The 14332-nt window shown below is 39.2% G+C and carries 13 protein-coding genes; 8 read left to right on the top strand and 5 right to left on the bottom strand.

All coding sequences use genetic code 11. The features are described from left to right. Window positions 1-11 precede the first annotated feature (11 nt). From CH354_RS15330 to CH354_RS15315, 4 genes are read right to left on the bottom strand one after another with little or no spacing between them, the layout of a single operon-like run. Window positions 12-566 (bottom strand): LIMLP_12425 family protein, encoded by a 555-nt coding sequence (locus CH354_RS15330; protein ID WP_100719581.1) that lies wholly within the window; start codon window positions 564-566, stop codon window positions 12-14. A gap of 4 nt (window positions 567-570) precedes the next feature. Beyond that, window positions 571-1176, bottom strand: a complete 606-nt coding sequence (locus CH354_RS15325; RefSeq protein ID WP_233440819.1) for an RNA polymerase sigma factor — start codon at window positions 1174-1176, stop codon at window positions 571-573. 60 nt (window positions 1177-1236) lie between these two features. Next, on the bottom strand, window positions 1237-3075 hold the full coding sequence (mutL, locus tag CH354_RS15320) for a DNA mismatch repair endonuclease MutL (protein ID WP_100766528.1): 1839 nt from the start codon (window positions 3073-3075) through the stop codon (window positions 1237-1239). Window positions 3076-3118: 43 nt separating this feature from the next. Further along, entirely contained in the window at window positions 3119-3493 is a 375-nt protein-coding gene (locus CH354_RS15315) for a Fur family transcriptional regulator (protein WP_100727276.1), read from the bottom strand. Window positions 3494-3599: 106 nt separating this feature from the next. Between CH354_RS15315 and CH354_RS15310 the strand changes: the two genes are divergently transcribed. The 3 genes from CH354_RS15310 to CH354_RS15300 are packed head-to-tail and all read left to right on the top strand — an operon-like array spanning window position 3600 to window position 7654. Then, a complete protein-coding gene (locus CH354_RS15310; RefSeq protein ID WP_100727277.1) occupies window positions 3600-4079 on the top strand; it encodes a flavin reductase family protein in 480 nt (159 codons plus the stop codon). Window positions 4080-4088: 9 nt separating this feature from the next. Then, window positions 4089-6335 (top strand): phosphoribosylformylglycinamidine synthase subunit PurL, encoded by a 2247-nt coding sequence (purL, locus tag CH354_RS15305; protein ID WP_100727278.1) that lies wholly within the window; start codon window positions 4089-4091, stop codon window positions 6333-6335. A 32-nt stretch (window positions 6336-6367) separates the two neighbouring features. Continuing rightward, window positions 6368-7654 carry a hypothetical protein gene (locus CH354_RS15300; RefSeq protein WP_100727279.1) on the top strand — a complete coding sequence of 429 codons (1287 nt, stop codon included), beginning with the start codon at window positions 6368-6370 and terminating at the stop codon, window positions 7652-7654. On the opposite strand, the gene CH354_RS15295 is transcribed toward CH354_RS15300, so the two are convergent. Beyond that, complete coding sequence (locus CH354_RS15295) at window positions 7642-8379, bottom strand: penicillin-binding protein activator LpoB (protein WP_243396112.1); 738 nt, start codon at window positions 8377-8379, stop codon at window positions 7642-7644. The two genes, CH354_RS15300 and CH354_RS15295, sit on opposite strands and share 13 nt — an antisense overlap. A gap of 225 nt (window positions 8380-8604) precedes the next feature. On the opposite strand from CH354_RS15295, the gene CH354_RS15285 reads away from it, so the two are divergent. From CH354_RS15285 to CH354_RS15265, 5 genes are all read left to right on the top strand, one after another. Continuing rightward, the gene (locus tag CH354_RS15285; RefSeq protein WP_100719574.1) at window positions 8605-8982 is read left to right on the top strand and encodes a hypothetical protein; all 378 of its coding nucleotides are present in this window, start codon (window positions 8605-8607) and stop codon (window positions 8980-8982) included. Between the two features lie 296 nt (window positions 8983-9278). Next, window positions 9279-9887 carry a hypothetical protein gene (locus CH354_RS15280; RefSeq protein WP_100719595.1) on the top strand — a complete coding sequence of 203 codons (609 nt, stop codon included), beginning with the start codon at window positions 9279-9281 and terminating at the stop codon, window positions 9885-9887. Window position 9888: 1 nt separating this feature from the next. Continuing rightward, window positions 9889-10134: a DUF8156 family protein gene (locus CH354_RS15275; protein ID WP_100719573.1), complete on the top strand. Its 246-nt coding sequence runs from the start codon at window positions 9889-9891 to the stop codon at window positions 10132-10134. A 64-nt stretch (window positions 10135-10198) separates the two neighbouring features. Then, complete coding sequence (locus CH354_RS15270) at window positions 10199-12808, top strand: DNA polymerase domain-containing protein (protein ID WP_100727280.1); 2610 nt, start codon at window positions 10199-10201, stop codon at window positions 12806-12808. Window positions 12809-13203: 395 nt separating this feature from the next. Beyond that, window positions 13204-13800 carry an LBF_2127 family putative lipoprotein gene (locus tag CH354_RS15265; RefSeq protein ID WP_100729162.1) on the top strand — a complete coding sequence of 199 codons (597 nt, stop codon included), beginning with the start codon at window positions 13204-13206 and terminating at the stop codon, window positions 13798-13800. The last annotated feature ends 532 nt before the right edge of the window (window positions 13801-14332 follow it).

Raw genomic sequence — 14332 nt, 5'->3', positions numbered from 1 at the left:
TAGATTCTAATTTATCTTTCTACGGATTCAATGAGGAGGTGGAGCTCTTCCGCTGCAGCATCTCTTCCTGTTTTTTCGTAGTAAAGTTCGAGTTCACGAAGTCCATACACAGATCCAGGTGCTGAACGTAAATGATCGAGTAACACTCGTTTTTGGTAGGGTTCACTTAAATCAATGCTAGTTGGTTCATATTGGTAGTTGTTTTGTTCAATGACAACACCAGCAGAATCATTTTTGGTAAAGGTAGTTTCCGATTGGGAACGATTCAAAAGAACAAATACCAAACTCACAGCCATGACAGCCGAAAAAGAATACTGCACTGTGCGGTTTTCAATGAGATCCCGAAAGGAGAAGGAGGTTTTTTCTGTGGGACGATCGATGGAAACTGATTCTAAGAGGTTCAGCATTCTGACATCAAAGTCATTTGACATTCGAGGTAGGATGGTATCTTCCTTTTCTTTGATGTGTTGGAAAAGAGAACAAATTTTATTCTCTAAAACCACTGAATCGGTGTCTTCTGGGAAAAGACCTGGGTATTGTGCACGAAACCAATCTTTTAAATTCATAAACCTATTTTTCAAAGAAACCTTCTCCTTTTTCGTCTTTCTGGATGAGGTGCTTTAAAAACTCCTTCGCCTTAAAGAGACGACTCTTAACGGTTCCTACATTACATTCCATAATCTCAGCAATTTCATTATACGAAAGGTTTTCGAAATAACGAAGTTCGAGGACTTGTTTGTAGGAATCTTCTAAGAGTGCAATCTTACTCATTAGATAACTCGATTCTTCAGAAAGTTCCAATTTTTTTTCATATCCGACACGAGAATCCACAAATTGGTTATCTCCTGAGTCATCCATGGGTTTTTCACGGCCACGTTTTTTCTTGGCAAGTAGGTCTTTGGACTTATTGACCACAATGCGGTAGAGCCAAGTGTAAACACCAGCTTCCGCACGGAAGTTTTGAATGGATTTGTAACCAGAAATGAGAGCGTCTTGGACAATGTCTTCGGCATCATCGCCGTCTTTGACCATGGAAACTGCTTTTCGGAAAAGTCTCTCTCGGAATGGAGAGACGAGTGTCATATAGGCAGTCGGATCCCCTGCTTTGATTTTTTGGAGGAGGATTTTTTCCTTCTCACGCAGGGTCATGTTTTTGCCTTCTAAGGGTCTTGGCATCAGAACCTAGAATTTCGAAAGCGATAAATCAATCAATGTTTTTCGGATTCGTTTGGCAGTTTAGATCCTGTGGAACATGGTCTCTAGGTCTTTTCGTGTCAGTTTAATCAGAGTTGGCCGACCGTGAGGGCAAAGAGACGGATTTTCGCAGTAGGAAAGCCTTTGTAAAAGTTCCCCAATGATGGGGTCTGAGACTTGGTCTCCCTTTTTGATGGCGGAACGACACGCCACACATTTTGCCATCTCATCATACAACTCTTTCTCTTCTGGGTCTTTGGACTTGAACCGCTCCCATAAATCAAGGATGGTTTCCGTTTCTTTCCCGGGATCAATGTAAGAAGGAACCTCGCGGATGAGAATTGTCCCTCCCGAAAATGGTTCGAGTGTGATGCCGAGTTCACTAAATCTTTGTTTTTCTGCGATCATCTCTTCGGCCTCTTCTTTTGTGAGTTCGATACGAATGGGGGTGAGTAGACTTTGGGATTTGTAGGCTTTGGATTTGAGGTCGCGTAACACTTCCTCGTAACGAATGCGCTCGTGGGCTGTATGTTGGTCGATGATGTAGAGTCCATCTTCTGCTTCTGCCAGGATAAAGGTTTCAAAAATCACACCGAAGTGTTTTTTCGGAACAAACAAATGATGTTTGGACCTATTCTCACCTAATAAATGCAAGTTGGTTCCTGCCCCAATCCCTTCGAGAGAAAACCCAGGCCTTCCTTCGATATGGCTTGGTCCAAGGAGTGGGCTTCCTTCTGTTTGTGTTCCACCAAAACCTGAGGGACTTATCCCACTTCCATACCCAAAGCCTCCCAAAGAAGGAGAACTCTCACCACCATACTGCGATTTGTTCCTTTCGTTGTCATAGGGGATCGGCATGGATAACCGTCGGCGCATTTCTAAAAATTCCACAGGAGTGGATGTGCGTAAAACTTCCGTGATGCCTTGGTAAAGGATCCCCGTGATGGTTTCTTCTGATAAAAACCGAACTTCTTTTTTTTGGGGGTGGACGTTCACATCCACAAACTCAAACGGGAGGTCAAAAAACAAAAACGCATAAGGAAAGGCACCACTGGGTAATAACTCGCCGTAACAACGTTTTAGAATTTGTGCTGAAAATTTGAGTTCCACCGAACGGTTGTTCACAAAAAAGAACTGACCCGTTCTTGACGATTTATAAAAATCAGGATGGGAGATAAACCCTCGTAAGGTCATCCCATTGCGACTCGTATGGACAGGCAAAAGATGGTCACGGAGATTTTCGCCATACACAGAAAGAACCCGTTCCAAAGGTTCTTCCTTTTGGACAAAAAATACTTCCTTTCCATTTTGTACATACCGAAAGCTGATGTTCGGTTCGCCGAGTGCCATGGTCTGCACTCTCGTTCTATTTTTTTTCTCTTCCCCTGATTCGGTTTTTAGAAACTTCCGCCTAACAGGCGTATTGTAAAATAAATCTTTAATTTCAATTTTTGTCCCTTGGAAAAAAGGGATTTCTTCTTCCGAAACAATTTTTCCCTCTTCTACCACCACACGGTTTGCGGTGCGGTTTCCTTCGGTACCCGATTCAATCACAAGCCTTGCCACAGAAGCGATGGAGGCAAGTGCCTCCCCCCGAAACCCAAAGGTAAATAGGTGTTCTAAGTCATGGAAGTTTTGGATTTTACTTGTGGCATATCGTTTGATGGCAAGAGGTAGATCCTCTTTTGCGATCCCATGTCCATCGTCAAAAACAAGGATACGGCCAAGGCCCGCACTTTCTGTTGCGATTTCAATTTTGGAAGCTCCTGCATCGATGGAATTTTCGATGAGTTCTTTTAAGATGGAATGAGTGGATTCAATGACTTCTCCCGCTGCAATTTGGTTGATGAGGTCGGGAGAAAGGGAATGGATGATGCCCATATAGGGCAAGCTTGGGAGGGGAAACCTCCCTTTCTATTACATTTTAGTGGGACTTACAAGAAGAACAAGTACCAGAAACCACAATGTCAATGTGGTCTGCCACAAATCCCATCGCTTTCCAGTCTGTACTTTCGTCCAGTTTGAGTGCAGGGACATCGAGGATGGTCCCACAAGAATGGCAAATCAAATGAGAATGGTCGTCAAGGAAGGCATCGTAACGAACGGATTCCGATTCAATATTGAGTTTGTTTACGAGTTTGTGGCCTACCAAATACTCTAGAGAGTTGTAAACAGTGGCAAAACTGATTTTATCTGCTTTGTCCCTGACCGACTCAAATACCATTTTTGCGGTAGGATGGTCGTGTCTTTCTTTCAAGTCTTGTAAAATCAATTCTCTGTGTTTTGTCAGTGCTTTCATAGGAAATCCCTTTCCCTAATGAGACTCTTAAAAATAGTGTGGGGTCAATTGGAATTTCGATTTTAGAATCCTTCCAGAAATTGATATTTGTCAATACGGAGCCATTATGCCAGTAGCAACAGACCAATTTAAATCTTCTCTTTCCCATTGGGCATCAGGTGTATCCGTCATCACCTATGCTTCCGAAACATTGAAAGGTGGAGTGACTGTTTCTAGTTTCTCTTCTGTTTCCTTAGAACCACCGTTAGTTTTATTTTGTTTGGCGAAACATTCCAAGGCGAAAGAGGCCATCGAAACGGCTGGAAACTTTGCCGTGAATATTCTTTCTTCCGAACAAAAACAAATTTCCGCTGATTTTGCTTCTGGTTCTCTGGACAAAGCGGTTGTTTTGGAAGGCCTAAACCCGAGGAAACTTTCCACCGGAGCCCCCATCTTAGAGGGTGCCTTAGCTTCTTTGGATTGCCTGGTACACCAAATCATCGATGCAGGTGACCATTGGATTTTCCTCGGACTTGTGGAAGCTGTGGCCACCAAAGAAGGTTCACCCCTTCTCTATTTCAATCGCAACTATAGAGAACTCATTTAAGGATATACCATGGAAAAAGAGAAAGTCAGTCTGGAAGAAGCAAAGGAACACGGACTTACCGAAACTGAATTTGTAGAAATACAAAAAATCTTAGGAAGGATTCCCAATTCGACAGAACTCGGAATTTTTTCCGCCATGTGGTCGGAACACTGCTCTTATAAAAATTCTATCTTAAAACTAAAAACACTACCGACTAAATCAGACAAACTCCTCGCACAAGCGGGAGAAGAAAACGCAGGAGCCATGGACATTGGGGATGGACTTGCAGTTGTTTTTAAAATTGAAAGTCACAACCACCCAACCGCTGTAGAACCTTACCAAGGGGCCGCAACGGGTGTTGGTGGGATCATGCGTGATATCTTCACCATGGGTGCTCGTCCCATTACGTCACTCAACTCACTGCGGTTTGGTGATCCAAAAGAACCTCGCAATAAATACTTACTCACTCGTGCTGTAAAAGGGATAGGTGATTATGGGAATTCACTTGGGATCGCTGTGGGTGGTGGGGAATTATTCCTACACCCAACATTTACCAAAAACCCACTTGTCAATGCGATGACTGTGGGAATCGCCAAACACGATGAAATGGCTTCAGCTTCTACCAAAGGCCAAGTGGGAAACAAAGTGTACATTGTTGGTGCGACCACTGGCCGAGATGGGATCCATGGTGCCAGTTTCGCCTCCAAAGACCTCACAAAAGAATCAGAAGAAAAACGTTCAGCGGTGCAAGTCGGGGATCCCTTTATGGAAAAACTTCTGATGGAAGCATCCCTCGAAGCCATCCAAAAGAAACTGCTTGTGGGAATCCAAGATATGGGTGCGGCAGGGATTTCTTGTGCCACTTCCGAGATGAGTGCCAAAGGGAAAACGGGAATGGATGTGGATCTTGACAAAGTCCCACTCAGAGAAGCCGACATGAATGCGTATGAAATCATGTTATCGGAATCCCAAGAACGTATGCTTGTGATCCCTGAAGTGGGCAAAGAAGGAGAACTTGTTTCCATCTTCCACAAATGGGGGTTAAATGCTGTTGAGATCGGTACTGTCACTGGTGATGGAATTTTGCGCTTCCGAAAAAATGGATCTCTCAAAGCAGAAATCCCAGCAGAATCACTTGTCCTCGGTGGAGGTGCTCCAAGGTATGTAAGGGAAGAAAAAAGACCGTCTTACTTAGATGAGGTGGTAAAATTTGATCCAAACAAAATCCCTGATTTAAAACCAGACACAGTCCCCCAAGCCCTAAATAGCCTACTTTCTTCCCTAAACATTAGCTCCAGAAGGCCACTCTATGAACAATATGACACAGAAGTGGGACTTGTCAAAGTGGTGGAACCGGGTGAAGACGGTGGTCTTGTCCGAATCCCTGGAACCAAAAAAGGGATTGCAGTATCCACTGACTGTAACTCGCGTTATACGTATCTAAACCCATACGAAGGGGCACAAATTGCGGTTTGTGAATCAGCAAGAAACGTTGCAGCAACTGGTGCCGAGCCTTATGGAGTGACAAACAACTTAAACTTTGGAAATCCTTACATCCCAGAAAACTATTACGTGTTTAGTGAATGTGTGAGAGGCCTTGGAGATGCTTGTCGTTTCCTAGGACTTCCTGTTACGGGAGGAAACGTTTCCTTTTACAATGAATCCCCAGAAGGTCCTGTTTTCCCAACACCTACCATCGGTATGGTGGGAGTGATCGATGACGTGTCCAAAGGACTTCGCACTTACCCCAAAACAAATGAAGTGGTGAAGTATGCCCTTGTTGGTGATTTTTTACCTACGATTTCTGCTTCTGAGTATTTGTACAGGTCGCAAGGTCTTGATACTGGTGCCATTCCAAAAATATCGTTAGCAAAAGAAAAACAAACCATTGATACCCTCATCCAATGTCGCAAACAAGGACTTTTGACATCCGCCAAAGACCTGTCACTCGGTGGCCTTCTTGTAGCACTTGCAAAAATTGTGATTGTTGGCAAAAAAGGAATCGAAGCCAACTTAAATGAATTACAAACAAAAATCCCAAGACTCGATACTTTGTGTTTTGGTGAAACAGGTGCTAGTTTTATTTTGAGTTATCTGTCAAATGATGAAGCAAAAGTGAAAGAATCGTTTGAAAAAAATGGTTTGTCATTTTATTCTTTAGGAACATCAAGTTCCAAAAATTCCCTTTCTGTCAAAGGGGAGGGTTTCCATTGGGAATGGACAACCAAATCCCTAGAAGTGGAATTTGAAAGTGGACTAAAATCCTATTTCGAATAGACAAGTTTCAAATTACAGGAAGGATATGCCAGATGCGTGTTCTTCCTGTTTGGTTCTTTTTCCTTATTTTCACAATCCAATGTACAAGTCTTGCGAAACGCCAAGACTATGAAGATTCTCTTCGTTCTTACAAAAAAGCAGCGATTGACAATGCTCTTACAACTTTACCCCGAAACGAACGAAAAGGTTTTATTGCCGTATTAGAAAAAGCTCATCTTTCCTTTCTTTCCGGAGGAAAAGAATTCCGTGACTTGGAATCTCTCGCAGAAGCAAGTAAAGAACGCCTACGATTTAGTGCAACAAGGACCCTAAAATCATTTTTTTATATGGAATCTGAAGATGGATATTATGCATCAGAAGCAGAAATCATCTACTTACATATTTTACTCGGTCTCTACTATTCACGAGTCGAAGAATATGAAAAAGCAAAAATCCAAGCAAGGTATGCAGGCAATTTGTTAAGTGGGGAATGGAGTGCAGAAGGCCAGTTTGATGATCCCACCTTACGGCTCTTACTTGCAACTCTTTGGCTCTCAACTGGTGCCAGAGAAGAAGCAATGGTGGATTTTCGAAGAGCCACTCAAATGAAACCACAATCTTCTTCCATACGTTCGTTTGCAAACGAAATGGTTCCATTGGATGGTGAGTTTATCTTTGTGTTTGGGGGTCCAGGTGCCGAACCAGAAATGGATCCTTCTGCCAATCTCAATTTTATCAGAGGTCTAAGGAACCTTAAGTTTACAACTTCTGGAAAACAAAGTTCTCTCCTACTTGTCGACAAATCCAAATCCGTCCAGTTGAGTTTGGAAAAAGGAACTTTGGGATGGTATGATCGCCACCTCATCCGAGACAATGAAATCTCAGAACTCGTCCAAGATTCTAAATACTTCCAATTGATGTCTGCAACTGCAATTAAGGAAGGAACAAAAGGCACATTAAAAGTTACAGGGTCCATTATTGCTAGCGCTAGCATCATTGCATTAGGTGCAGGAATCGTTTACGTCGGTGGAGAAGTTCATTCTGAACATCTCGTTGGTCTTGGATTCATCACAATGTTTGTCGGGTATCAACTTGGTAGCGAATGGGTAAAAACATCAATTCGACAAACCAAAGAAAATATCAAAGAAGATTTGGATGTATCCAATGAATACAGATATGTCCGTTTTTTCCCTGAATATGTTTGGATTGGTAAATCAAAAACAAAACTAAACGAACCAATCCTTACTTCAAACCAAGGCCCCGTCACTTACCACCTTACGCCCGCTATGGGAAAAATCAAAGTTAGGTTTGGGTTTGTACCAGATGGTCAGAACCCGTAACCTTCCACTCGGCTTTTTTTAAGAAAGTTGGTTTGTTCACTCCAAACGATTTGATTCGTCTCCAAACTTACCAGAAAAAGAGTCACAGTGATGTATTGAATTTTTGTTCCTGATTCAAAATTAACCACTTCATTGATCTCACCTTTGATTTGGTGGGACGGTGACTTGAATTTTCCAACTGCCAATCGAGAATCAGATGAAACCATTCCTGTTTTTCCAAATGCCATTTCTTTGGTTGCATCTTCACGCACAGAGGTATCAACAAAAGGAACCTTATCTTTTGTAAGTTGGTTTAGAATTTCATTGGTAATGAGTTTTGTATCAATATGTTCCGAGGTACTATTTTGTAACTTTCTCCATTCTAAAAATCCAGTCTTCATTTCTGTTTTATAATATACTGATAAGGAATGACTCATACTTTTTACAGTTTCTTTTACTTCTACAACACCCCATTGTTTGGTGGCCTTGGCGTTTTCTGGTTTTTGGTAAGATGCCCCAGTTGAACAACTAACAATAGCAAACGATACGAATAAAATCAAAAATTTCTGATGCATAGGTGTTAGTTTGGGATAGGAATTGGAGTTTGGCAAGAAGTTTGCGGTGGTATCCCCGCCCGATTTGGGTGGGGAACTGGACCCGCCACCCAATGAGTCTCCTCTACCATGAAGTCCCTTATTTCTCAATCGTTTCCCTTTACTTTCCCATTTTTTTGAAAATTTGTTCATCTTTTGGCCGCCTTATGGTTTTGGCGCCTCATCCAACCCATCACCCATCGATTCTCGTGTAAGGACCGGGCTACTCCGGGGTGCGCGTTCGCTTCCGTCTGCCATGGGCAGACCAAGCCCTCCGTATCCCTGGCGCGAACTCAATCTCTTAGGGTTTGTTTCCAAGATTCGAAGAAATATTGTCTTGAAAGTTTTGTTTCCAGTGGCATACTTCAGCATTAATATATGGGCAAATTCATCTTTCGTTTCAGTTTATTCCTCATCTTACTCGCGATTCTGTTTGCGGGTTATACTTGGCTTACTCTCACTTGGAGTTATTCGGAAGGAGACCGTGCCGGTTACATCCAAAAACTCTCCAAAAAGGGTTGGGTTTGTAAAACTTGGGAAGGCGAAATGGCACTTGTGACCATGCCAGGCACTATGACCGAAAAATTTTATTTCAGTATCCGTGATGAATCGATAGCCGAACAATTGAATGGTTCTATCGGCAAACGAGTAGTTTTGGAATATGAAGAACACATTGGTGTACCTTTCAGTTGTTTTGCTGAAACCAGGTATTTTGTGACTGGTGTCAAAACGGTTGGAGAAGTTCCTCCGCTTTAAAATTCCCTCACAAACAAACGACCACCAAACGTGCATTCATCGATGTTGGTCGTTTTCTTTTTGCATCCAAAGTTTATTTTCATGTTTCCTTTCCATCCTCTACTCGAATACCAGTCTTCAAACATTTGATTTTCATTGAGTCTCAATTGGATCTGCGAAGGATCCATAACGGTTCCTAGATAATTTTTCGGATTATGTCTCTTTAAATCCTGTTCTTCGGATTTTTACAGGGAGTGAAAAAAGTTAACGAAGGAAATTTCACTTTACATATTTTTACTATACATATAGATAGTATCATGGACCTCGCAGAACAAACCCACTACTCTTCCACAAATATCTACGAACCCATCCAAAATTGGAACCAAAAGGATTTGGGACTTCTGACGGGAGAAAGGGGAATGTACAAACTTGCTCACTACTGGCAGTACGCTCTGGTTTGTTCAGGTTTCCAGGTGTTTAACTTGGATTGTGCCATCCGCTTCAATCCCTTCACCATCACAGAAGAAACAAGAAAACAAAACCTAGCACCAGAACCTTTTTTGGAACAAATTCAAATCCAAAGAGCCTTCACCCCTTACCAAATCCTAGACGCTCTACAAAATATTTTGAAAGAAAAAAGAGATAACACCATCTATTTCTTGTTAGCCCCTTGTAAACAATTTCTGGATGGGGACGTAAAAGATGACGAAGGAATTTATTTATTAAATTTGATGCTTGGTTTTATTGAAAAATTTCCAACAGAAAATGTTCCTCTCCTTATCATTGAATCATGGACTTATTCTCACAAAAATTTTAAACTTTTTTTCCCAAAACTTTTACGGGCTTCCCAAACTCTATGGGAACTCAAAACAGAAAAAGGACTCTCAAGGATCCGTACAAGAAAAACATCTATCACTGGAGCATAAAATGGGCAGAACAATTTCCCCTTATTCACGTCAAATGTTACAAATCGAAGAAAACCTATCTGATTTCAGAAGGGCACTCAGAAAAGTGGACCAAGAGATTTACGATGATCTCATTCGAATAGCCAAATTACAGGTGCAAGCTGGTGTGATGGCTTCACTCCCCTATCCAATCGATTCCATGCTTTTATCAATGATGATTGAACTAAAAAAAGAGCTAAATGAACTTAAAAAGAAAATCCCGGAATAAAAAACATTAGCAAATATTAATTCCCATCATAATACTTCTGAAATAAACTAAAGTCCAATTCAAAATGGAAACTTACAATGGTTATCTATTTGATATCTACCACTCAGAACAAAAAATTTATATTTGGATCAAATCTGACTCAGGTGAATTAAAACTTTTTGTTGACGAGTATTTTCCTGTTATTTATGCAAACGCTTCACCCACTATTTTAAAAAAACTAGTCAAACGATTTTATGAATTAGATGCCTTAGCAGAAATACCGAACTTTACAGAAAAAATACTGTTTTACCAAAATAAAACAATACCCGTTTTGAAACTTGTCATCTCAAAACCACAACTCCTTCCCAAGATTACAAACAAACTTTTTAATTTGTATGGTAAATATGATATCTACCATTCTGATATTGAAATCACCACAGGTTACATGGTAGATAAAAAAATTTATCCTCTTTGTTATGTTACTTTAGAATATGAAGTTTCTAAAAATAGACTAAATCAAATTAAAACCATTAAATCTCTCACCGATATAAATGAGTTGGACTATAAAGTTCCAGAACTACGTGCAATTTCTCTTTACCTAGAAAAAAGCCATAGACATCCCTTTAGTGAAAATAACTTAATTATCGAAACTTCCAATGAAAACTACAATATCCCCACAGGCAATGGCATCACACTCATTAAAAACCTAAACGAAATCTTTCTAAAACACAATCCAGATATTGTTCTATCATCTTTTGGAGACCAAGTTATTTTTCCCTATTTATTCAAAACAGCTCAGGAGAACCACCTAACTACTGAATTCGATAGAGATAAAACTAGTTTAATTAGACGTTCCATCCAAACACAAGGAACAAGTTTTAACACCTACGGTACCATTGTATACAGAGCACCTTCCTATCCATTGTTTGGTAGATGGCATATTGATTCGCGAAATAGTTTCGTATACAAAGAAGCAGAACTAATCGGAATCATTGAACTTTCACGTATATCCAGACTACCTGTACAAAAAATGGCAAGAGCTTCCACAGGAAAAGCACTCACTTACATTGAAGTTGATGTTGCCTTACGAATGAACTACCTTGTGCCTTGGCAAAAAAGTGCTCTTGAATCAGAGAAATCTGCCTTGCAGTTGTTAAATGCTGACAAAGGAGGACTTGTTTTCCAAGCCGATATATCAAATGGATTTGTGTTAGAAAACGTCGCACAACTTGATTTTTCTCAAATGTATCCGAGTATCATGGTAACTCATAACATCTCTCCTGAAACAATCAACTGCCTCTGTTGCGAAAACTCAATTGACATAGAAAAGGTGCCGTCACTTGGGTATCGTATTTGTTCTAAACGAAAAGGTATTGTTTCGGAAGCATTGGCTCACATAGTCCAAAGACGAAATCATTATAAAGAACAAAAAAAAAACAATCATCCCAATTCCATCAATATTCAATCCAAACAATCAAGTTTAAAATGGATGTTAGTTACCTCTTTTGGTTATCTAGGTTACCGAAATGCTAAATTTGGAAAACTCGAGAGTCATGAAGCTGTTACCGCTTTTGGACGAGAAAAACTAATCACTGCTAAAGAAGTATCTGAAGAATATCAATACAAAGTTGTACATGGAATCACAGATAGTATCTTCATTCAAAAAAAAGATAAAAGTCCAATTACAAAAGAAGATCTAACAACTATTTGTTTAGAAATTGAAAAACGTACAAAAATTAGAATGGAAGTAGAAGGGATTTACTCTTGGTTATGTTTTCCACCCTCCACGCAGGATGAAAAATTACCAGTGGCAAACCGTTATATGGGAAGATTTACAAATGGTCAATTCAAAGGAAGAGGCATCATTACAAGAAGAAAAGACTTTCCAAAATTAATTCGTGATGCTCAAAACCAAATGATCCAATGGATGTGCCAATTCAAAACAATTGCTGAAATGCAAAAAAAAGAATCTGAGATCATGAAAATCTTTTATCATTATGACAACAAACTTGTAACAGGCGATCTTAACTGGAAAGATTTGGTAATCCAAAAATCTACTTCAAAAGAACCAGAAGATTATACTGTTGATGCTCCTAGCACCATTGCCGTTAAAGACCTACTTGGCATGGGTGTTCGTGTCCAAGCTGGCGAAAAAATCAAATACATTGTTATCAACCAAAAATCTGAAAAAAAAGGAGATAGGTATCTAACCTTAGAACGAATGGAAAAAAAATTAAACAAAAATGAAAAGATACGATCCACCAGAAAAAAAATCGAAATGGATCCTACTCCACCACACTATTCTGAAAAACATAAATTCAGGAACCAAACACAAAAGAAAGATAAGATTGTAACCCATCCAACAACCCAAACAAAAGAAACAAACAACAAAATAAACGGAAATACTCCAATCCTAAATACAAACGGAATTGATCAGTTTTTAGACAAGTCACAAAACAAGGATACAAATTGGATTCCGAATTTCAAAGGAATGACCAACGAAACGCCAAAATATGATGAAAAATACTACAGAAATTTATTGGTAAAATGTTTTAAAGAGATTTGGATCGGAATTTCCACTTTCAAAAACTTTGATATTCTAATTAGCGAAGAAACATTTTTACCCTTCTCATTCGAAAAAAATCAAAACTACAACAAAACTATCAATAAAGCGAATTCCATTTTTATTGCATAAATCACAAAAAAATTAGGCAAAAAAATTCAAAGATTCTCTTGTTAAATGAGAAAAAAGACCGCCAAACAAAAAAATATTTGAACTCAAAATATTCGAATTAAGAATCAGATTCACTTTTTACTCAATGGGACTGAGGGGGCGAAGCTATGCTAATCCCTAAACTCAAACGAACCAAAATAGGATATTATGTCTCATAAATAGGCAAGCACTGATTTTATACAAAATTTGAATCAAAAATACAATACAAGTAAAACACCTTCAAAACCTGTTAAACGAAATACAAAGATCAGACAGAAAATTAAAATTAACCCATAATGCGCCTTTTAAACAACAAAAAACTTTAAACGCAATACAGAGATCATTCGTTATGCGACATTTTATAAAATGAAATCAAAATGAAAAAAAATAAATCCAGTTACTTCATTATTTCTTTCTTCTTCATGTTTTCTTGTACTTTAGATATTAGACAACTTCCTACTCCCGTTAAAATTTCAGAAGTTGAGAATAAAGAAACTAAAATCAATTTGTCTATCAGAACTTTTCAAATTGAAAATGAACTATTAGCTGAAATTCAACCAGCATGGAAGTATACATTTACTTCCTATCTAAAAAATGATTATTTTATTTCTAATAATGTAATATTCTCTGATTCAAAAAACGAAAACAAGGATTTTTATGAAATTGACATCTTGATGAAACCTATCTTAAACGAAGTAAGAAATTATTGGCTAAGTTTACCAGTAATTTTTCCATTTACTGGATATTGGCCAATACATTACAGAGAACTTGAATATTCCATTAACATACATTATTCAGTGTACAAAAACCATAATTTAATATATTCAGATAATATCTTCGAAAAAGACAATCTTACACTATATTTTTATGGACTAATTAGAACTCAAAAATTTGAAAATTTAATTGAAGATACAAACTTAAGGGCGATCAATTCATGCGTAAAATCTATATCATTATACTTATTTCAACATTAATTCAATCAAATTGTGTTACTATTCCTGACTTTCCAAGCAACAAATCTCCTGAATGTAGTGCCTATTATTTCCCTATCAGAAAGCAATTAATTTTGCATCGAGAGAATCAATGGGCAGCACCCGCAGGAATAACATATTTGTCCTTAATAATTGGATTTGCCATTGGAAATGATGGGCTTATTCCCCTGTTAAGTATACCTTTTCTTGTTTACAATGAATACCATAGTGCAAATAAAAAATTTAAAGAATATATTGATTTACACTGTAACCAATAAAACGTCGCATAACAGCACCTTAACGCTTCGCTTCGGCACGAGGCCTCGCTCGGTCTGCGACACATAGGCTTTCTGTCACTCGTTTGCATCCGCAAACTACGTGCCAGTCCCTAACGTCCCCTTCAGGGACTCAGGGTCAGCCTACGTCGTTAAGGCTAGTTCGTTATACGCCATATGTTAAATGTATGCCTCAGGACATGGGTAACACTTTTGTAGCAAGACATAGGTAACACTTTCAAGTTATTCATCCCTTTAGA

Source organism: Leptospira levettii (assembly GCF_002812085.1).
Lineage (GTDB): Bacteria > Spirochaetota > Leptospiria > Leptospirales > Leptospiraceae > Leptospira_A > Leptospira_A levettii.
This window is presented reverse-complemented; position numbering and strand designations above follow the sequence as displayed.

Excerpts from the sequence above, each read along its gene's own strand:
- CH354_RS15300 (WP_100727279.1), top strand. The coding sequence starts at position 6,368 with ATGCGTGTTCTTCCTGTTTGGTTCTTTTTCCTTATTTTCACAATCCAA.
- mutL (WP_100766528.1), bottom strand. The coding sequence starts at position 3,075 with ATGGGCATCATCCATTCCCTTTCTCCCGACCTCATCAACCAAATTGCA.
- CH354_RS15270 (WP_100727280.1), top strand. The coding sequence starts at position 10,199 with ATGGAAACTTACAATGGTTATCTATTTGATATCTACCACTCAGAACAA.
- purL (WP_100727278.1), top strand. The coding sequence starts at position 4,089 with ATGGAAAAAGAGAAAGTCAGTCTGGAAGAAGCAAAGGAACACGGACTT.
- CH354_RS15330 (WP_100719581.1), bottom strand. The coding sequence starts at position 566 with ATGAATTTAAAAGATTGGTTTCGTGCACAATACCCAGGTCTTTTCCCA.
- CH354_RS15285 (WP_100719574.1), top strand. The coding sequence starts at position 8,605 with ATGGGCAAATTCATCTTTCGTTTCAGTTTATTCCTCATCTTACTCGCG.
- CH354_RS15295 (WP_243396112.1), bottom strand. The coding sequence starts at position 8,379 with ATGAACAAATTTTCAAAAAAATGGGAAAGTAAAGGGAAACGATTGAGA.
- CH354_RS15315 (WP_100727276.1), bottom strand. The coding sequence starts at position 3,493 with ATGAAAGCACTGACAAAACACAGAGAATTGATTTTACAAGACTTGAAA.
- CH354_RS15280 (WP_100719595.1), top strand. The coding sequence starts at position 9,279 with ATGGACCTCGCAGAACAAACCCACTACTCTTCCACAAATATCTACGAA.
- CH354_RS15310 (WP_100727277.1), top strand. The coding sequence starts at position 3,600 with ATGCCAGTAGCAACAGACCAATTTAAATCTTCTCTTTCCCATTGGGCA.
- CH354_RS15265 (WP_100729162.1), top strand. The coding sequence starts at position 13,204 with ATGAAAAAAAATAAATCCAGTTACTTCATTATTTCTTTCTTCTTCATG.
- CH354_RS15275 (WP_100719573.1), top strand. The coding sequence starts at position 9,889 with ATGGGCAGAACAATTTCCCCTTATTCACGTCAAATGTTACAAATCGAA.
- CH354_RS15325 (WP_233440819.1), bottom strand. The coding sequence starts at position 1,176 with ATGCCAAGACCCTTAGAAGGCAAAAACATGACCCTGCGTGAGAAGGAA.